The sequence below is a fragment of the Streptomyces sp. NPDC058678 genome, assembly GCF_042714835.1.
GTDB lineage: Bacteria > Actinomycetota > Actinomycetes > Streptomycetales > Streptomycetaceae > Streptomyces.
In genome coordinates, this window is sequence record NZ_JBHXSG010000029.1 from 13,830 (window position 1) to 31,583 (window position 17,754).

The 17,754-nt window shown below is 69.5% G+C and carries 16 protein-coding genes and 1 tRNA gene; 13 read left to right on the top strand and 4 right to left on the bottom strand.

The window, feature by feature from the left end; translation table 11 throughout:
• Positions 1-238 precede the first annotated feature (238 nt).
• The 9 genes from eno (at position 239) to ACFWWR_RS25030 (ending at position 9,881) form a co-directional block, all read left to right on the top strand.
• Positions 239-1,525 (top strand): phosphopyruvate hydratase, encoded by a 1,287-nt coding sequence (eno, locus tag ACFWWR_RS24990; protein WP_383858714.1) that lies wholly within the window; start codon positions 239-241, stop codon positions 1,523-1,525.
• 118 nt (positions 1,526-1,643) lie between these two features.
• The gene (locus ACFWWR_RS24995) at positions 1,644-2,120 is read left to right on the top strand and encodes a septum formation initiator family protein (RefSeq protein WP_383858711.1); all 477 of its coding nucleotides are present in this window, start codon (positions 1,644-1,646) and stop codon (positions 2,118-2,120) included.
• 22 nt (positions 2,121-2,142) lie between these two features.
• Positions 2,143-2,688 (top strand): DUF501 domain-containing protein, encoded by a 546-nt coding sequence (locus tag ACFWWR_RS25000; protein ID WP_383858708.1) that lies wholly within the window; start codon positions 2,143-2,145, stop codon positions 2,686-2,688.
• Positions 2,685-3,650, top strand: coding sequence for an exopolyphosphatase (locus ACFWWR_RS25005; RefSeq protein ID WP_383858705.1), 966 nt, complete (start codon positions 2,685-2,687; stop codon positions 3,648-3,650). Before ACFWWR_RS25000 ends, ACFWWR_RS25005 begins: the two co-directional genes overlap by 4 nt.
• A 74-nt stretch (positions 3,651-3,724) precedes the next feature.
• Positions 3,725-4,036, top strand: coding sequence for a WXG100 family type VII secretion target (locus tag ACFWWR_RS25010; RefSeq protein WP_383858701.1), 312 nt, complete (start codon positions 3,725-3,727; stop codon positions 4,034-4,036).
• The gene (locus tag ACFWWR_RS25015; RefSeq protein ID WP_384305391.1) at positions 4,036-5,748 is read left to right on the top strand and encodes an RNase A-like domain-containing protein; all 1,713 of its coding nucleotides are present in this window, start codon (positions 4,036-4,038) and stop codon (positions 5,746-5,748) included. The genes ACFWWR_RS25010 and ACFWWR_RS25015 overlap by 1 nt, the downstream gene beginning before the upstream one ends.
• A gap of 44 nt (positions 5,749-5,792) precedes the next feature.
• On the top strand, positions 5,793-6,452 hold the full coding sequence (locus ACFWWR_RS25020) for a hypothetical protein (protein ID WP_384305394.1): 660 nt from the start codon (positions 5,793-5,795) through the stop codon (positions 6,450-6,452).
• Between the two features lie 481 nt (positions 6,453-6,933).
• Positions 6,934-8,349: an NAD(P)/FAD-dependent oxidoreductase gene (locus tag ACFWWR_RS25025; protein WP_383858693.1), complete on the top strand. Its 1,416-nt coding sequence runs from the start codon at positions 6,934-6,936 to the stop codon at positions 8,347-8,349.
• 230 nt (positions 8,350-8,579) lie between these two features.
• On the top strand, positions 8,580-9,881 hold the full coding sequence (locus tag ACFWWR_RS25030; RefSeq protein ID WP_384305397.1) for a class I SAM-dependent methyltransferase: 1,302 nt from the start codon (positions 8,580-8,582) through the stop codon (positions 9,879-9,881).
• A gap of 55 nt (positions 9,882-9,936) precedes the next feature.
• Here ACFWWR_RS25030 and ACFWWR_RS25035 read toward each other — a convergent pair whose 3' ends face one another.
• Together ACFWWR_RS25035 and ACFWWR_RS25040 are read right to left on the bottom strand one after the other, a co-directional pair.
• Positions 9,937-12,465: an ABC transporter permease gene (locus ACFWWR_RS25035; RefSeq protein ID WP_384305400.1), complete on the bottom strand. Its 2,529-nt coding sequence runs from the start codon at positions 12,463-12,465 to the stop codon at positions 9,937-9,939.
• Positions 12,465-13,235 carry an ABC transporter ATP-binding protein gene (locus tag ACFWWR_RS25040; RefSeq protein WP_383858684.1) on the bottom strand — a complete coding sequence of 257 codons (771 nt, stop codon included), beginning with the start codon at positions 13,233-13,235 and terminating at the stop codon, positions 12,465-12,467. The genes ACFWWR_RS25035 and ACFWWR_RS25040 overlap by 1 nt, the downstream gene beginning before the upstream one ends.
• Before the next feature lie 386 nt (positions 13,236-13,621).
• On the opposite strand from ACFWWR_RS25040, the gene ACFWWR_RS25045 reads away from it, so the two are divergent.
• From ACFWWR_RS25045 to ACFWWR_RS25055, 3 genes are all read left to right on the top strand, one after another.
• A tRNA-Leu gene (locus tag ACFWWR_RS25045) sits at positions 13,622-13,705 on the top strand.
• A gap of 141 nt (positions 13,706-13,846) precedes the next feature.
• Entirely contained in the window at positions 13,847-15,022 is a 1,176-nt protein-coding gene (locus ACFWWR_RS25050) for a 4-hydroxybenzoate 3-monooxygenase (RefSeq protein WP_384305403.1), read from the top strand.
• Positions 15,023-15,181: 159 nt separating this feature from the next.
• A complete protein-coding gene (locus tag ACFWWR_RS25055) occupies positions 15,182-16,078 on the top strand; it encodes a Bax inhibitor-1/YccA family protein (protein ID WP_383858679.1) in 897 nt (298 codons plus the stop codon).
• A gap of 59 nt (positions 16,079-16,137) precedes the next feature.
• Here ACFWWR_RS25055 and ACFWWR_RS25060 read toward each other — a convergent pair whose 3' ends face one another.
• Positions 16,138-16,368 (bottom strand): DUF4287 domain-containing protein, encoded by a 231-nt coding sequence (locus ACFWWR_RS25060; protein ID WP_383858677.1) that lies wholly within the window; start codon positions 16,366-16,368, stop codon positions 16,138-16,140.
• A 134-nt stretch (positions 16,369-16,502) separates the two neighbouring features.
• On the opposite strand from ACFWWR_RS25060, the gene ACFWWR_RS25065 reads away from it, so the two are divergent.
• Entirely contained in the window at positions 16,503-16,784 is a 282-nt protein-coding gene (locus ACFWWR_RS25065; RefSeq protein WP_383859118.1) for a hypothetical protein, read from the top strand.
• 3 nt (positions 16,785-16,787) lie between these two features.
• On the opposite strand, the gene ACFWWR_RS25070 is transcribed toward ACFWWR_RS25065, so the two are convergent.
• On the bottom strand, positions 16,788-17,558 hold the full coding sequence (locus tag ACFWWR_RS25070) for a hypothetical protein (RefSeq protein WP_383858674.1): 771 nt from the start codon (positions 17,556-17,558) through the stop codon (positions 16,788-16,790).
• Between the last annotated feature and the right edge of the window lie 196 nt (positions 17,559-17,754).

Below are 17,754 nucleotides of genomic sequence, written 5' to 3' on the forward strand. Positions count from 1 at the left end.
TGACTGCGGGCTTCGGTGCCGGCTTCGGTGCGAGCCCCGTGCGTGGTTGCGTGCGGGGTTTCGTGGGGTTTCCGCGCACGTTGTACGGGGCTCTTTGTTCCGTTCGGAAACAATTTACTCTCGGTTCTGTCCATCGGGTGGTCGACGGGCTGGCCGATCGCCCGGAGCCGGTTAGGCTCGTCCCGCAGTACCCATCGCGGTCCTGCCAGCCCGCGTCACATTGAAGAAGGAGATGCTCGTGCCGTCCATCGACGTCGTCGTAGCCCGGGAAATCCTGGACTCCCGAGGCAACCCCACGGTCGAGGTCGAGGTCGGCCTCGACGACGGCAGCACGGGTCGTGCCGCCGTTCCGTCCGGTGCCTCCACGGGTGCCTTCGAGGCCATCGAGCTCCGCGACGGTGACCCGAACCGCTATCAGGGCAAGGGTGTCGAGAAGGCCGTCCTCGCCGTCATCGAGCAGATCGGCCCGGAGCTCGTCGGCTACGACGCCACCGAGCAGCGCCTGATCGACCAGGCGATGTTCGACCTGGACGCCACCGACAACAAGGGCTCGCTCGGCGCCAACGCCATCCTCGGCGTCTCCCTCGCCGTCGCCCACGCCGCCTCCGAGGCCAGCGACCTCCCCCTCTTCCGCTACCTGGGCGGCCCGAACGCGCACCTGCTGCCCGTTCCGATGATGAACATCCTGAACGGCGGCTCGCACGCCGACTCCAACGTGGACATCCAGGAGTTCATGATCGCGCCGATCGGCGCGGAGTCCTTCTCCGAGGCGCTGCGCTGGGGCACCGAGGTCTACCACACCCTCAAGAAGGTGCTGAAGTCCAAGGGCCTGTCCACCGGCCTCGGCGACGAGGGCGGCTTCGCCCCGAACCTCGGCTCCAACCGCGAGGCCCTCGACCTCATCCTCGAGGCCGTCAAGGAAGCCGGTTACACCCCCGGCGAGCAGATCGCCCTGGCCCTGGACGTCGCCGCCTCCGAGTTCTACAAGGACGGTGTCTACTCCTTCGAGGGCAAGGAGCGCTCCGCCGCCGAGATGACGGAGTACTACGAGGAGCTCGTCGCGGCCTACCCGCTCGTCTCCATCGAGGACCCGCTGTTCGAGGACGACTGGGCCGGCTGGAAGGTCCTCACCGACAAGCTCGGCGACAAGGTCCAGATCGTCGGCGACGACCTGTTCGTCACCAACCCGGAGCGCCTGGCCCGCGGCATCGAGGAGGGCGCCGCCAACGCCCTGCTCGTCAAGGTCAACCAGATCGGCTCGCTGACCGAGACCCTGGACGCCGTCGAGATGGCCCAGCGCAGCGGCTTCAAGTGCATGATGTCCCACCGCTCCGGCGAGACCGAGGACGTCACCATCGCCGACCTCGCCGTCGCCACCAACTGCGGCCAGATCAAGACCGGCGCCCCGGCCCGCTCCGAGCGCGTCGCCAAGTACAACCAGCTGCTGCGCATCGAGGAGATCCTCGACGACGCCGCGGTGTACGCCGGCCGCAGCGCGTTCCCGCGGTTCCGCTCTGCGAACTAGGCACAGCAAGGGCTGACCCAAGCGGGGTCAAGCCCTAGCCAGTCGTACGTACGTCCCCGTACCCGGTCCCGTACCGTGTCCGGGGACGTACGTACGTGTGAGACGGGAGGCGGGGGACATGGCCGTGAAGGACCGGGACCGTTTCTCCACCGCGACCAGGATCAAGCTGCTCGGCGAGCAGACCGCGGCCCGTGTCTACCGCTCCCAGACCAAACGGCAGGCCCGCCGCTCCCGGCTCACCGGCCGGGCCGCGCTGCTCGCCATGGTCCTGTGCACGCTGGTCGTGGCGCTCGCCTATCCCATAAGGCAGTACGTCTCCCAGCGCGCCGAGATCGCCGACGTGCAGCGCCAGCAGGAGCAGGCCCGGCAGCGGGTCGAGCAGCTGCGCGACCTCAAGGCGCGCTGGCAGGACGACGCGTACGCGGAGCAGCAGATCCGGCAGCGGCTGCACTACGTCATGCCGGGCGAGACTGGTTACATCGTCATCGACCCGGACGCGGCCAGGCAGTCGCGCGCCGACCTCGGCGCGGCCGACCGCCCCTGGTATGCGAACGTCTGGGACGGCGTCGACAAGTCCGACGCCTCCGACCAGTGAACCGACCGATGGAAAGACAGGCATGCAAACGCCCCCGCCGACCACCCCGCGCACCGAGCCCACCGACGCGGACGTCGAGGCCTTCAAGCAGCAGCTCGGGCGTCCGCCGCGCGGTCTGCGCGCGATCGCGCACCGTTGCCCGTGCGGCCAGCCGGACGTGGTCGAGACGGCCCCCCGCCTCCCCGACGGCACACCCTTCCCGACGCTGTACTACCTGACGTGCCCCAAGGCGAACTCCGCCATCGGCACCCTCGAGGCGAACGGCGTGATGAAGGAGATGACCGAGCGGCTGGAGACCGACCCGAAGCTCGCTGCCGCCTACCGCGCCGCGCACGAGGACTACGTCCGGCGCCGCGACGAGATCGAGGAGCTGAAGGGCTTCCCCAGCGCGGGCGGCATGCCGGACCGGGTGAAGTGCCTGCACGTCCTGGTCGCCCACTCCCTGGCGGCCGGTCCCGGGGTCAACCCGCTGGGCGACGAGGCGCTGGAGATGCTGCCGGAGTGGTGGCGCAAGGGGACGTGTGTGACGCCCGTTCAGGACGTTCCGGTTCAGGGGGAGGCCAAGTGACCCGGGTCGCCGCCGTCGACTGCGGTACGAACTCCATCCGGCTCCTCGTCGCCGACACCCCTGCGTCCGACAGCGCCTCCGGCGCGGGGGCGACCGGCGACCTGGTCGAACTGGACCGCCGTATGACGATCGTCCGCCTCGGGCAGGGCGTCGACCGTACCGGCCGGCTGGCCCCCGAGGCTCTGGAGCGGACCTTCGCCGCCTGCCGCGAGTACGCGGCGATCATCAAGGAGCACGGCGCGGAGCGGCTGCGTTTCGTCGCGACCTCCGCCTCCCGGGACGCGGAGAACCGGGAGGAGTTCGTGCGCGGGGTGCTGGACATCCTCGGTGTCGAGCCGGAGGTCATCACCGGCGACCAGGAGGCCGAGTTCTCCTTCACCGGCGCCACCAGGGAGCTGACCGGCCGCGACGACCACGCCAAGCCCTACCTCGTCGTGGACATCGGCGGCGGCTCGACCGAGTTCGTCGTCGGCGACGACCACGTGCGCGCGGCGCGCTCCGTGGACGTGGGGTGCGTCCGGATGACCGAGCGGCACCTGGTGCGGGACGGGGCGGTGAGCGACCCGCCCTCCAAGGAGCAGATAACGGCGATGCGGGCCGACATCGAGGCGGCCCTCGATCTCGCCGAGCAGACGGTCCCGCTGCGGGAGGCGCACACACTGGTGGGCCTGGCCGGCTCGGTGACGACGATCTCGGCGATCGCCCAGAACCTCCCCGAGTACGACTCCACGGCCATCCACCACTCCCGCGTCACCCACGACCGGGTCCGCGAGATCACCGAGTGGCTGCTCGCCTCCACCCATGCCGAGCGCGCGGCGGTCCCCTCCATGCATCCGGGGCGCGTCGACGTCATCGGGGCGGGCGCCCTCGTCCTGCTCTCGATCATGGAGCGGATCGGCGCGGAGGAGGTCGTCGTGAGCGAGCACGACATCCTCGACGGCATCGCGTGGTCCCTCGCCTGACCCTCAATTCCCCTTGGACTAGGCTCACATGTGCGAATCATGGGGTCAGGGACAACCAGGGTGACGGGGGACGCATGGCAACCGGTGCCGGTGACGACCACATAACCGTCCAGCTCGCCGGCCTTCAGCTTCTGGCGGGCGACCTGGAGGACATCCTCAAGCAGCTCAACGGCAGGCTCGACGACCTCTACGACCGGGTGGCGCCGGTCGTGCTGTCCTGGAGCGGCGAGACCCGCGAGACATTCGTCGACAAGCTTGAGGAGTGGGATCGTTCCGCGCAGGACCTCCAGGCGGCGCAGAAGTGGCTGCACGAGGTCGTCACCACCGGCCACACCAACTACTCGGCCGCGCACCGAGCGGTGCTGCGCGGCTGGGGAGCGGCCTGATGGGAACCCCGTCGCCGCCGTCCGGCGGCGGCACCATCGACGTCAAGCCGTCCAACCTGCATCAGGTGGCGGGCGGCTTCGCGGGTCAGCAGACCCCGTTCGACAAGGCGGCCAAGGACCTCGTCACCGCTCTCAAGGAGTACCCGGACGCCGGCGGATACGGCACGGCGGCCCAGGCGTTCGCGACCGCGTACGTCAAGGCGGGCAGCCGGTTCCTCGAGGTGTGGGCCAAGTCCGTGATCAGTGTTGGAGGCGCCGCGGTCGGCTTCGCGACGACGGCCAACACCTACGCCAAGGCGGAGGCGGCCAATGACGCCTCGGGGCAGACCGTCGCCCGGACACAGCCGCCGCCTGTCGTCATCGACAAGGTGCCCGACTACGGCTTGGTGCCGGACCTGAAGTGGGGCGACGACGACGGCGGTGACGACTTCATCCGCTCCCTCCTGGAGTGCATCCCGGACGTCGTGTGGCACGTCATCCGTCCGCTGCTGGAGCACGCGTTCCGCTGGGGCAAGGTCGCCGAGGTCTACCCGTACCCGCAGCAGCACTACCTCAACTCGCTGTCCCAGGCATGGTCGAACACCACCATGTCGCTGTCCGTCACGGAGAGCGGTCTGACCGGGCTCGTCAGCAGCATCACGCTGCAGAGCAACAGCGAGTGGTACGACGCGATGCGGCAGTTCTGCAGCTCGCTGTGGGGGACGACGGACTGGGGCAAGAGCACGGCGGGGTACGAGTGGAAGCACGACAGCTCCTTGTCCCCGACCGCCAGTCACCCGGTCATGACCGTCCTGTTCGACACCGCGATGAAGATCAGCGACCTGCTGCGCGAGTTCGCCGAGGCCGCGGTCGAGCTGAACGGCAAGGTCTGGGACATCTACATGGAGGCGGTCAAGCAGGCCGTCGGCGACATCGACCTCAGTGACGGCGTCGACCTCAACGACGTCAAGGAAGGCGCGAAGGGGGTCGGCCGCTTCCTGAAGGGGCTCGCCACGGGAGCCGCGGAACTCAGCGTGGAGATCACCCTCAACATCGACACGGCTGCCCTGAACGCCGTGGTCGAGGGGTACAACCGTCGCGTCAACGCGCTCACGCCGAGGTTCGCGGGGCTGACGGCGGCCCTGGACGAGGCGCACCGCAGCGCGCCCACCTACGCCGCGGAGGAGGCGCGTGCCGAGGCCTTCGGGGCGCGGGCGCTCAACGACTTCAAGAAGCAGCACAAGTACACGACGGACGCCGACGAGAAGAACCACTTCTACCCGATCGACCTGGCCAACGCGGAAGGCCTCTACGGCGGTCACAGCGTGGACAAACACGTGGGAAAGACGGACGAGCAGCTCGCGCAGCGGCTCAGGGACCAGCAGATCACCCGTCCCGACGGATCGGTGCGGCCGCTGGCGGCGTCCTCATACCCGGACCTGGCGGCCGCCCAGCGGTTCACCCAGGAGACCCTGGACGACATCCCCAACGCGGAGAAGATCGAGCGCTGGCTGGACCGGCTGGAGCGGGATCCGGTCGCCAACGAGAGATCGACCCTGACCCTGGACAAGTCGTTCACCGAGGTGACGGGGCGCACGGTGCCCCGCACCGCCTACGACGCGGACGGACTGCAGGCGCGGGGGAGCGACGCGCACGGCGCGAACGTCGTCCTGCGGTACAAGAGAGGTCTTGACCCACCCTTTATCGTCCTCACGTCCATGCCGACCGGGTAGCGGTCGGCGACCGAGGCTGGAAGCGGAAAGGAGCAGCGGCCGTCGTGACCACCTACACCGGTGCCGTCTTCAACAACGGGATCGTGGCGGGCCTCCTGGAGGTCCTCGCCTCGGCCCGCGAGCGAGGCGGGACGGCACCGTTCGCCGACGAGATCGCCCGCGTCAACCGCACGCTCGACAGCTGCGCCGCCGCACGGTGGGCCATGCCGAGCGCCACCTCGGCAGCCCTCCTCGATCTCCTCGCCGAGGATCTGCGGGCCGCTACGGGCCGGGACCTGCCACCGGGCTTCCTCCGGAGGCTCGACGAGGCCGCAGGGGGTCGGAACCGGTCGGAGTTCCTCACGGACACGGCCCTCCGGCTGCGTACCTCGCAGCGCGAGGGGATCGCCCGGTTCGAGGACCTCCCGATGTCCGCCTGGGAGGCGGAGCTGAGGTACGCCCACCTGCGGGACTTCTCCTGGTGGGTCGAGTCGGACGAGTACGGGACCTTCGAGGAGGGCGTGCTCGCGGGCGTGACCAGCGAGCACCCGGGCGGCTGCGCCCACCTGCTCCCCGCGCTGATCGCGGAGCTGCACGCGGCTCTGCTCCTCGACGCGGACGCGCGGTCCGTCGCGGGGCTGCGCTCCGTGGTCCCCTGGGCCACTCCGCCGATCCTGCGGGAAGTGCTGCGACTCGCCTCCGCGCATCTGCTCGACGCGCACTGAGCATCGCCTCGACGCACGCGAATGAGAGGGCGCCGCGCGTCGGTCGCCCCTGCTCGGTGGCACTCTGCTGAGCAGCTCCGATGCCCGTTTGAGCACGCCCGAGGGGGCCTCTCCGGGCACTCGGTGCCACCCCGCCGAGAAAGTTCGTGAAGTTCTTCACAAGGAATTCGGCCCTGCCGGGGGACGAAGATGCCCGCGTTGACCCTTCCAGGGCCCCGACACTCGTGTGAACGTGTTCAAAACAGGCGGACACGGGTCGGTCGCGGAGGTGTCGCAGGGGTGCGCCGCGGAGGTCCGGTGGAGGGGGTTCGGGGCCAGAGAAGCAGCTCACGCGGCATTGACAACGCCGGGCCCTACACGCTGGTTCCCGCTCCGCGCCATGACCTGGATCACGCGAGCGGCGGAGGATAGCACACACGGCCGGGAAGCTTGTGAAGGGGCGCACGAGCGACCCCCCTGGGGCGGGTGGATACTCGATGGCATGAGCACCACGGAGCGTCCCAGGATCCTCGTAGTAGGCGGTGGGTACGTAGGCCTGTACGCAGCTCGGCGCATCATGAAGAAGATGCGCTACGGCGAGGCGACCGTCACGGTCGTCGACCCCCGGTCGTACATGACCTACCAGCCCTTCCTCCCCGAAACCGCCGCCGGCAGCATCTCCCCGCGCCACGTCGTCGTCCCGCTGCGACGCGTGCTGCCCAAGGCGGAGGTCCTCACCGGTCGGGTCACCACCATCGATCAGGACCGCAAGGTCGCCACGATCTCCCCGCTGGTCGGCGAGGCGTACGAGCTGCCCTTCGACTACCTGGTCATCGCGCTCGGCGCGGTCTCCCGCACCTTCCCGATCCCCGGCCTCGCCGAGCAGGGCATCGGTATGAAGGGCATCGAGGAGGCCATCGGCCTGCGCAACCACGTCCTCGAGCAGCTCGACAAGGCCGACTCCACGAACGACGAGGAGATCCGCCGCAAGGCGCTCACCTTCGTCTTCATCGGCGGTGGCTTCGCGGGTGCGGAGACGATCGGCGAGGTCGAGGACATGGCCCGCGACGCGGCCAAGTACTACAACAACGTCTCCCGCGAGGACATGCGGTTCGTCCTCGTCGACGCCGCCGACAAGATCCTGCCGGAGGTCGGCCCCAAGCTCGGCCAGTACGGCAAGGAGCACCTGGAGGGCCGTGGGGTCGAGGTCTACCTCTCCACCTCCATGGACTCCTGCGTCGACGGCCACGTGGTGCTGAAGAACGGCCTGGAGGTCGACTCCAACACCATCGTGTGGACGGCCGGCGTCAAGCCGAACCCGGCCCTCGGTCGCTACGGCCTTCCGCTCGGCCCTCGCGGTCACGTCGACTGCGAGCCGACCCTCCAGGTCAAGGGCACGGACTACATCTGGGCCGCGGGCGACAACGCCCAGGTTCCGGACATCGCCGCCCGCAAGGCGGGCAACGAGAACGCCTGGTGCCCCCCGAACGCGCAGCACGCCCTCCGGCAGGCGCGTGTCCTCGGTGACAACGTGATCTCCGGTATGCGTGGCTTCCCGCAGAAGGACTACTCGCACTCCAACAAGGGTGCGGTCGCGGGTCTGGGCCTCCACAAGGGCGTCGCGATGATCGTCATGGGCAAGATGAAGATCAAGCTCAAGGGCCGTCTCGCCTGGTACATGCACCGTGGCTACCACGGTCTGGCGATGCCGACGTGGAACCGCAAGATCCGGGTCTTCGCCGACTGGACGCTCGCCATGTTCCTCAAGCGCGAGGTCGTCGCCCTCGGTGCCCTGGAGACTCCCCGCGAGGAGTTCTACGAGGCCGCCAAGCCGGCGCCGGTCGCCGCCGCGAGCAAGGCCGAGAGCAAGTCCAAGGCCGAGGAGAAGCCCAAGGCCGAGCAGGCCAAGGCCTCCTGACCTCCGGCCACTGAACGCCCCGAAGGGGCCGCCCGCCATCCGTGGTGCGGGCGGCCCCTTCGGCGTTCCCGCCCGCCACCCGGCCCGGGACGGCAAACGGACGGGCAAAGTCCGTGTGGCGTGCACACATTTTGCTCAGCCGTAACGCGAACGGGGGACTGCGTCCCGGCCCCGCAGGTGTTTACGTGGTGTTGAACATTCCGGGATCCCTCGTCACGGAGGTGTACGCCATGGCAGACGCCGCGCTGCGGCTGAAAAGCCTCGTCGAACCATTGCTGGGTGTACCGCTCCCTTTGCGCATCCGCGCCTGGGACGGTTCGCAGGCGGGGCCGCCAGGCGCGCCGACACTCGTCGTGCGCAATCGCAGGGCCGTGCGCCGACTGCTGTGGAAGCCGGGTGAGCTTGGCCTCGCCCGCGCCTGGGTCGCCGGGGACCTCGACGTCGAGGGGGACCTCTACACCGCCCTCGACTCGATTTCGGGCCTCGTCTGGGAGCGCGACGAGGACGCCCGCGGGGTCGTCCAGTCCCTGCGCGACCCCGAGGTGCGGGCCGCCGTACGCGGACTCGTAGCCCTCGCGGGCCCTCCGCTGCCGCCCGCCCCGCCCCGCGAAGAGGTCCGCAGACCTCGCGGCCACCTGCACACCAAGCGCACCGACAAGCGCGCCATCAGCCACCACTACGACGTCGGCAACGACTTCTACGAGATCGTCCTGGGCCCCAGCATGGTGTACTCCTGCGCCTACTGGCCGGCCCCCGAGGCGGACGGCGGCACCCTCGAAACCGCCCAGCGCGACAAGCTCGAGCTCATCTCCCGCAAGCTCGACCTGGCACCCGGCCGCCGCCTCCTCGACGTCGGTTGCGGCTGGGGTTCCATGGCCATCCACGCGGCCCGCGAGCACGGCGTGAGCGTCGTCGGTATCACGCTCTCCCAGGAGCAGGCCGCGTACGCCCGTAAGCGCGTCGCCGACGAGGGACTCACCGACCGGGTCGAGATCCGCGTACAGGACTACCGGGACGTGGCCGACGGCCTCTACGACGCCATCTCCTCCGTCGGGATGGCCGAGCACGTGGGTGCCGAGCGGTACCTGGAGTACGCCGACGTCCTGCACCGGCTGCTCAAGCCCGGCGGGCGGCTGCTCAACCACCAGATCGCCCGCAGGCCCGAGCGGGCCGGGTCGACGCACAGCGTCGACGAGTTCATCGACTCCTACGTCTTCCCCGACGGCGAACTCGCCCCCCTCGGCACCACCGTCACCCAGCTCGAACGCGCAGGTTTCGAGGTGCGGGACGTCGAAGCGATCCGCGAGCACTACGCCCTCACCCTGCGCCGCTGGGTCACCAACCTGGAGGGGGAGTGGGCGCGTGCGGTGCGGCTCGCCGGTGCCGGGCGGGCCCGGGTCTGGCGGCTGTACATGGCCGCCTCCGCGCTCGCCTTCGAGCACAACCGCATCGGCGTCAACCAGGTCCTCGCGATCCGGACTCCCGAGTCGGGCGTCTCGGGGCTGCCGTTGCGGTCCCGCACCTGGAACTGAGGACACGACAGGGGCCCCGTCCTCGCGGGAGGACGGGGCCCCGACTGCCGTACCGCTACTCCGACTTGATCGCCGCCAGCATGTTCAGCCGGCCCGCCCGCCGGGCCGGCCACAGGGCCGCCAGGACGCCCACGGTCGCCGCCAGGAGCAGGAAGAGCGCCATCCGGGCCCACGGCAGGACGAGTTCGTACGTCGCCAGGCTCGTGCCGAGGAGTTCGCCGGCCGCCCAGCCGAAGAACACGCCGAGGCCGATGCCCAGGACCCCGCCGAACAGGGAGATGACCAGGGACTCCAGACGGACCATCCGCTTGATGCCCTTGCGGTCCAGGCCGATCGCGCGGAGCATGCCGATCTCCTGGGAGCGTTCGAAGACCGACATGGCCAGGGTGTTGATGACGCCGAGGACCGCGACGAGCACGGCCATGGCCAGCAGGCCGTAGAGCATGTTCAGCATCAGCGTGAACATCTGCGCGATCTCTTCGGACAGGTCCTTCTTGTCCTGGACCTTGATGGCCGGGTTGGCGCCGAGGGCCTTCTCCAGCTTGTCCTTCGTCGCGCTCGACGTGCCGTCGGACGTCTTGACCATCACCTGCATGTCGGCCGGGTCCGTCTGGTGCGGGGAGAGCGTGGCGTTGTCCAGGATGATGCCCTGGATCATCTCGTTGCCCTCGTAGACCCCGGCGACGCTCAGTTCCTGCTTCTTGCCGTCCTCGTAGGCGACGGTGAAGCGCGAACCTGCCTTCCAGCCGTGCGAGGCGGCCGTCCTGTCGTCGACGACGACCTGCGTGCCGCCCACCTTGAAGGTGCCGCTGTCCACCTTCAGGTCGGTCAACTCGGTGATCGTGCTGCCGGTGACGCCGGTGAGGTACTCGGTCTCGCCGTCGATGCGGGAGGGCGCGTTGCGCAGCGGGCTGGTGGCGGTGACGTCGTCGACCCGGCCCAGCTTCTTCTCGACGTCCGGGGACAGCTCGTTGCCGTTCGCCATGGACACCACGTAGTCCGCGCGGATCGCGGCCGAGGCCATCTTGTCGATCGCCTTCTGCAGGCTGCCCGCCATCACCGTCATGCCGGTGATGAGCGTGAGGCCGATCATCAGGGCGGAGGCCGTGGCGGCCGTACGGCGCGGGTTGCGCACCGAGTTCTGGCGGGCCAGCTTGCCCGAGACGCCGAACACGCGCAGGACCGGTGCCGCGGCCGCGATCAGCGGGCGGGACAGCAGCGGGGTCAGAATGAAGACGCCGATGATCAGGAGGACGGCGCCGAGACCCATGGGGGCCTGGCCGTCCGAGCCGGACATGGTCGTGGCCGCGAGGACGACCGCGATGCCCGCACCGGCGAACAGCGCGCCCAGCGTGTTGCGCAGCACCAGGGACTTGCCGGTCGCCGGTGCGTGCACGCTGCTCATCGCCGCCACCGGCGGGATCTTCGCCGCCCGGCGGCCCGGCAGCCAGGCGGCCAGCATGGTGACGAGGACGCCGACCGCGAGGGCCGTGAGGACCGTGCCGGGCGTGACGAGCAGTGGCCCGTCAGGGACGGTCGCGCCGAGTGAGCCCATCAGCGACCGCAGCCCGGCCCCGATGCCGACACCGGCGGCGAGGCCGGTCACCGCGGCGACCACGCCGACCACGAACGCCTCGACGAGGACGGAGCGGGTGACCTGCCGGCGCGAGGCACCGACGGCCCGCAGCAGGGCCAGTTCCTTGGTGCGCTGGGCGACCAGCATGGTGAAGGTGTTGGCGATGATGAACGTGCCGACGAACAGCGCGATGCCCGCGAAGACCAGCAGCCCCTGCTTCAGGCCGGACATCGAGGCGGCGATCGCCTCCGCCTGACTGTCGGCCAGTTCCTGTCCCGTCGTGGTCTCGACGGTGTCCTTCGGCAGCGCCTTGTCCAGTTCGGCCTTCAGTGCCGTCTGGCTGACGCCCGCCTTCGCCTTGACGTCGATCTGGTCGTACGTGCCCGTCTTGCCGAACAACCGCTGGGCCGTTGCCGTGTCGAAGAGGGCGAGACTGCCACCGGCGGCGACGTTGCCGTCGTCGGTGGTGAAGATGCCGGTGATCTTCGGGTCGAGCACCGGACCGTCCACCGAGATCCGTACGGTGTCGCCCACCTCGTATCCGGCGCGCTTCGCGGTCTCGGAGTCGATGAGGACCTCGCCCTCGCCGTTCGGCGTGTGCCCGCCGACGAGCGGATACCGGGGGTCCTTCGCGCCCCAGTAGTTGCCGCCCTGCGACTGGAAGCCGCCGCCGATCAGCTTGCCGTCCTTGTCGGCGATCGCGGTGAAGCCGCTGACGACGCCGATGGCGGAGGCCACCCCCGGCACCTTCGCGCTGTCGTCGAGCAGCGCCTGGGTCAGCTCGGCCCTCTTGCCGACGGTGTCGCCCTTGTCCTCCTGGAGCTCGGCCTCCACGGCCACGTCGACCTGGTCGAAGCCCTTGGCCGAACTCTTCTGGTAGGCCTCGGAGATGGTGTTGGTGAAGACCAGGGTCCCCGACACGAAGGCCACGCCGAGCATCACGGCGAGCACGGTCATGAGCAGCCTGGCCTTGTGCGCGAGTACGTTGCGCAGGGCGGTGCGGAACATCAGCTGGTACGGCCCTTCGCGTCGAACTGCTTCATGAAGTCGAGGACCGACTCCGCGGTGGGGCCGTACATCTCGTCGACGATCCGCCCGTCCGCCAGGAACACCACCCGGTCCGCGTACGCCGCCGCCACCGGGTCGTGGGTCACCATCACCACCGTCTGCCCGAGTTCCCGTACGGAGTTGCGCAGGAAGCCCAGTACCTCGGCGCCGGAGCGCGAGTCGAGGTTTCCGGTCGGCTCGTCGCCGAAGATGATGTCGGGCCGGGACGCCAGGGCGCGGGCCACGGCGACGCGCTGCTGCTGGCCGCCGGACAGCTGGGAGGGGCGGTGGCCGAGCCGGTCGGCCAGGCCCACCATCGCGATCACCGACTCCAGCCACTGCTTGTCCGGCTTGCGGCCCGCGATGTCCATCGGGAGAGTGATGTTCTCCAGGGCCGTCAGGGTCGGCAGCAGGTTGAACGCCTGGAAGATGAAGCCGATCTTGTCCCGGCGCAGCTTGGTCAGCTGCTTGTCCTTCAGCGAGCCCAGCTCGGTCTCGCCGATGCGCACCGAACCGGAGGAGAAGGTGTCAAGGCCGGCCACGCAGTGCATCAGCGTGGACTTGCCGGACCCGGAGGGGCCCATGATCGCCGTGAACTCGGCCTGCCGGAAGTCGACGGAGACCCGGTCGAGGGCGACCACCTGGGTCTCGCCCTGTCCGTAGATCTTCGACAGATCCGTGGCACGCGCGGCCACGGTGGTGGCCCGGCCGGCGATGGATGCGGTGGTCACGAGTGGGCACTCCAGAAGGACGAGGGGTTGTCGGAGGGACGACATCCATCGTCCGGGGCGAGGGGCGCCGTGTAGTCACCCGCTGTTCCGGTTCTGAAGGCAGTCTGGGGTCGGACCAGCCGCCGCTGTGTCATACCTGGGGATGAGAGCAAACCCTGACTGATGCAGAGAACAGGTGGAGCCCCCTCGTTCGGACGGTGAAATTCCGTCATTCCGCATGCGCGGCCGGGGGTCGCACGCAAGGCTGTTGGCAAGTGCGGATGGCCTGTACCGGGTGCTGATGCTCCCTCAGACATCAATAAAATAAGACAACATCGGTCCGCCCTCCCGATGTTGGGGGGAAGTATCCCGATAGGCTCGGAACCTCGATGCGGAGCCCATGGCCTGCCCGGATGGTGGAATGCAGACACGGCGAGCTTAAACCTCGCTGCCCCTTCGCGGGCGTGCCGGTTCAAGTCCGGCTCCGGGCACTTCCGAGACCTGTGCACCCTCCATTGAAGAGTTCACCGCTCGACCGTTGACAGCGGGCGCATGCGGTCGGAAACTCATGTCCCGGAGTCAGTGAAGAAAACTTCACCACGCGAACAAGGGTCGAACAGAGAGGCTGGTCGATGCGCACCACCGTCGGCATCATCGGAGCGGGCCCCGCCGGCCTCCTCCTCGCCCGGCTGCTCCACAACGCCGGCATCGACTCGGTCGTCCTGGAGAGCCGAGACCGCTCCTACGTCGAGCAGCGGCAGCGGGCCGGAATCCTGGAGCAGGGCACGGTGGACGTGCTGCGCGCGGCCGGCGCCGGGGAGCGCATGGACCACGAGGGCCTGCGCCACGACGGCATAGAACTGCGGTACGCCAAAAAGCGCCACCGCGTCGACTTCCCCGCCCTCACCGGCGGCCGGTCGGTGATGGTCTACGCCCAGACCGAGGTCTGCAAGGACCTCATCGCCCTCCAGCTCAAGGAGGGCGGCCCGCTGCTGTTCGAGGCGGAGGCGCTGGCCGTCGAGGGCGCCGGCGCCGGCAGCCCGCGCGTCCGGTTCCGCCACGAGGGTGTCGAGGACGTCCTGGAGTGCGACTACGTCGTCGGCTGCGACGGCTTCTGGGGAGTGGCACGCAAGGCGGTGCCCGCTCCGGTGTCCCGGACCTTCGAGCGCACGTACCCCTTCGGCTGGCTCGGCATCCTCGCCGACGTCCCGCCCTCCCACGACGAGCTGGTCTACGCCCACCACGACCGAGGCTTCGCCCTCCTGTCCATGCGCTCCCCGTCCGTCTCCCGGCTCTACCTCCAGGTGCCGGAGGGGACCGACGCCGAGGCGTGGCGCGACGACGACATCTGGGCGGAACTGGAGCGCCGCTTCGAGACCGCCGACGGCTGGCGCCTGGAGCGCGGCCCGATCACCCAGAAGTCGGTCACCCCGATGCGCTCCTACGTCCACGAGCCGATGCGGCACGGCCGCCTCTTCCTGGCCGGGGACGCGGCCCACATCGTGCCGCCCACCGGAGCCAAGGGGCTCAACCTCGCCGTCGGCGACGTCGTCACCTTCGCGAAGGCGCTGGCGTACGAGAAGGAGACCGGCTCGGCCGAACTGCTCGACGCCTACTCCGAGACCTGCCTGCGCCGCGTCTGGCAGGCCGAGCGGTTCTCCTACGACATGACGACCCTCCTGCACCGGGCCCCCGACGCCACGCCCTTCGAGGACCGCCTCCAGCTGGCCCGGCTGGAGCGGCTCGCGTCCTCCCGGGCCGCCGAGACCGATCTGGCCGAGGGGTACACGGGCTTCCCGTTCGGGTGAGGCAGGGATGAGGACCGCCGTGCGGGGGAATCATGGGGCCGCGTAGCGTGTTGCGCAGCACAACAAGGGAAAGATCCTCCCCAAGCACTAGGGTCATTCCTTTGCCTACCTATTACTCTTGAGCCCAAGGCCCACACACGGTGGCCATGGAGGAGTGAAATGAGGAGCAGCAACCCGGTCTTCTCGCGACGGGGGTTCAGCCGCGACAACGGCTACGCGGGCTTCAACACCGCGCCGCAGGCCGGGGGCGCAGCTGTAGGCACCCAGGGCAACCCGTACGCGCAGCCGCAGGCCGGCAACCCGTACGCGCAGAACCCGTACGCGCAGCAGGACCTTCAGCACGGCGCACCGCCGCAGGCCCCGGTCACCACCGGCCGCATGACGATCGACGACGTCGTCCTGCGTACCGGCACCACGCTCGGCGTCCTGATCGTCACGGCCGCGCTCGCCTGGGCGCTGCTGCCGATCGACGACGCCAACATCAGCCGTTCGTACGGCATCGGCATCGGCGCCGCGCTGATCGGCATGGTCCTGGCCTTCGTCCAGTCCTTCAAGCGCAAGGCCTCGCCCGCGCTGATCCTGACGTACGCCGCGTTCGAGGGCGTCTTCCTGGGCGTCCTGTCCAACATCGTCGACAACCGCATCGCCGACGGCGCGGCCATGCAGGCCGTGATCGGCACCATGGCGGTCTTCGCCGGTGTGCTGGTGGCGTACAAGGCGGGCTGGATCCGCGTCAACCGCCGGTTCTACGGCTTCGTGATGGCGGCCGCGCTCGGCTTCGTCCTGCTGATGATGGTGAACCTGCTGTTCGCCGTCTTCGGCGGCGGTGACGGCCTCGGCTTCCGCAGCGGCCCGCTCGGCGTGATCTTCGGCGTCGTCGGCATCCTGCTCGGCGCCTGCTTCCTCGCCCTGGACTTCAAGCAGGTCGAGGACGGCATCGCGTACGGCGCGCCGCGTGAGGAGGCGTGGCTGGCGGCCTTCGGGCTGACGCTCACGCTGGTCTGGATCTACATGGAGTTCCTGAGGATCATCGCGATCCTCAACAGCAGCGACTGACACGCACCGCGTGTGAAAGGGCCCCGGGTTCCGTCCCGGGGCCCTTTTCGTGTGCGCGCCTAGAGGAATTTGCGCGCCGCCCTCCTCAGGTCGTACTCGTGGACGATCGCCTTCGCGTGGCCGTACGCGAGGTTGTGTTCGTGGCGAAGCCAGCTGACCTTCTCCTCGAAGCGGAAGAGAGAAGGGCCGTCTTCGACGGTGCGGAGCCAGTCGGACACTTCACGACCGGTGCAATGGGGGATGCGGGCGAGCATGTTGCGGTGGGTCTCCTCGGAGAGGACGTGGGACATCGGCGCCTCCGGACGCAAAGGGGATGTAAGCCGGTCCTTCAGGTCACCGTGCCTGAGCGTCCGCCCGTTGGCAACAGTCCCGGTGGGACGCGTACGCTCGCGGCGTGGTGGATACGACGCGTCTGTGCCGTGCGGTGGATCACTTTGCCGATCGTCTGCGGGCCGCGCCGCAGAGCCGGTTGCAGCGGGGCGCTGCCGCTGAGGCTCTGGGGCTGGCCAGGGAGTTCGCCCGGTGGGCGCAGGATGTCGAGGAGCCCGGAGCCGAGCCCCGGGAGATGCCGGACGCGGGGATGTTCGCCGCCGCCGATCAGATCACCGTCGCCGTGCACGACCTGGCTCTCGTACTCACGGACGAGGGCCAGGTCGATGATGCTGTGCGGTTGGTGGAGGAGGCGCAGAAGCGTGCGGGCGTGTGAGCCCTAGAGGGACGCTATGACCCGGTCGGCCAGGATGTAGACGTTCTCCTCGCCGCACGCGAAGGTCAGGGTGTAGGCCCCGGAGATGCCCGAGCCGCCCAGCAGGGTGGGTGTCTCGCCGGCGTGCAGGGCCGTCGCCAGGCGTTCCGCGGTCTCGCGGTGGCCCGGCGTCATGCACAGGGTGGTGCCGTCGGCGAAGACGTAGACGTCGAGGGTGCCCAGGGGGCCCGGGCGGACGTCGGCGAGTTCCACCTGGGACGCGGCCAGTTCCTCCAGCGTCGCCACCGTGCGCTCGTGGTCGTTCACGACCGGTGACGAGACCGGCACGAAGTCCGGGTGGGAGGGGTGGCGGCGGCGGGCCGCGGCCAGTTCCGCGGACTCGTCGGCATCGGCGCCGTGCTCGGCGACCGGCTCCAGGCCCACGAAATCGGCCTGTCGGGGCAGGAAGAGCTCGCTGTCGGGCAGTCCCAGCAGCGAGGGCGCGTCGGAGGCGTCACGGGCCTCCTGCGCGGCCCAGAAGGCTCGCGCCTCGGCGAGCTCGCGCTCACGCTCCTCGGCGAGGGCCTCGGCCACGGCGGCACGTATCTCGTCGACATCGGCGGACTGGCGGGCGGCCGGCACCCGGCCCCGCGCCGCGGCGGCGTTCCCCTCGGCGATCTCGGCGTGCAGGGCGGCGACCTGTCGGCGCAGCACCATGAGGGTGCGCAGGACGGCGACGCCCACGGCGCCCGTGGCGGCCGTGGTGACCAGCAAGGCGATCGGCATGGCGCTCACTGACGTACTCCCGATTCAAAGTCGACCCCCGACTTCCTACATCAGCTTGAAGGGCGGACTATCCCGCTGTCAGTGCGTAACGTCACGAAACGGACATGATTTTGGGGCTGGTGTTCGGGGGTGAAGTGGGTCTGACCTGCGCACCTCCCTCTTCGGAGGGAGATAGGTCACATCCTGAGGGAGATTGGATCACAAA

What these genes read in the sequence shown, in the direction of transcription:
- ACFWWR_RS25015 (WP_384305391.1), top strand. Translation starts at nt 4,036, where the DNA reads ATGGGAACCCCGTCGCCGCCGTCCGGCGGCGGCACCATCGACGTCAAG.
- ACFWWR_RS25025 (WP_383858693.1), top strand. Translation starts at nt 6,934, where the DNA reads ATGAGCACCACGGAGCGTCCCAGGATCCTCGTAGTAGGCGGTGGGTAC.
- ACFWWR_RS25030 (WP_384305397.1), top strand. Translation starts at nt 8,580, where the DNA reads ATGGCAGACGCCGCGCTGCGGCTGAAAAGCCTCGTCGAACCATTGCTG.
- ACFWWR_RS25060 (WP_383858677.1), bottom strand. Translation starts at nt 16,368, where the DNA reads ATGTCCCACGTCCTCTCCGAGGAGACCCACCGCAACATGCTCGCCCGC.
- ACFWWR_RS25010 (WP_383858701.1), top strand. Translation starts at nt 3,725, where the DNA reads ATGGCAACCGGTGCCGGTGACGACCACATAACCGTCCAGCTCGCCGGC.
- ACFWWR_RS25055 (WP_383858679.1), top strand. Translation starts at nt 15,182, where the DNA reads ATGAGGAGCAGCAACCCGGTCTTCTCGCGACGGGGGTTCAGCCGCGAC.
- ACFWWR_RS24995 (WP_383858711.1), top strand. Translation starts at nt 1,644, where the DNA reads ATGGCCGTGAAGGACCGGGACCGTTTCTCCACCGCGACCAGGATCAAG.
- ACFWWR_RS25035 (WP_384305400.1), bottom strand. Translation starts at nt 12,465, where the DNA reads ATGTTCCGCACCGCCCTGCGCAACGTACTCGCGCACAAGGCCAGGCTG.
- ACFWWR_RS25000 (WP_383858708.1), top strand. Translation starts at nt 2,143, where the DNA reads ATGCAAACGCCCCCGCCGACCACCCCGCGCACCGAGCCCACCGACGCG.
- ACFWWR_RS25050 (WP_384305403.1), top strand. Translation starts at nt 13,847, where the DNA reads ATGCGCACCACCGTCGGCATCATCGGAGCGGGCCCCGCCGGCCTCCTC.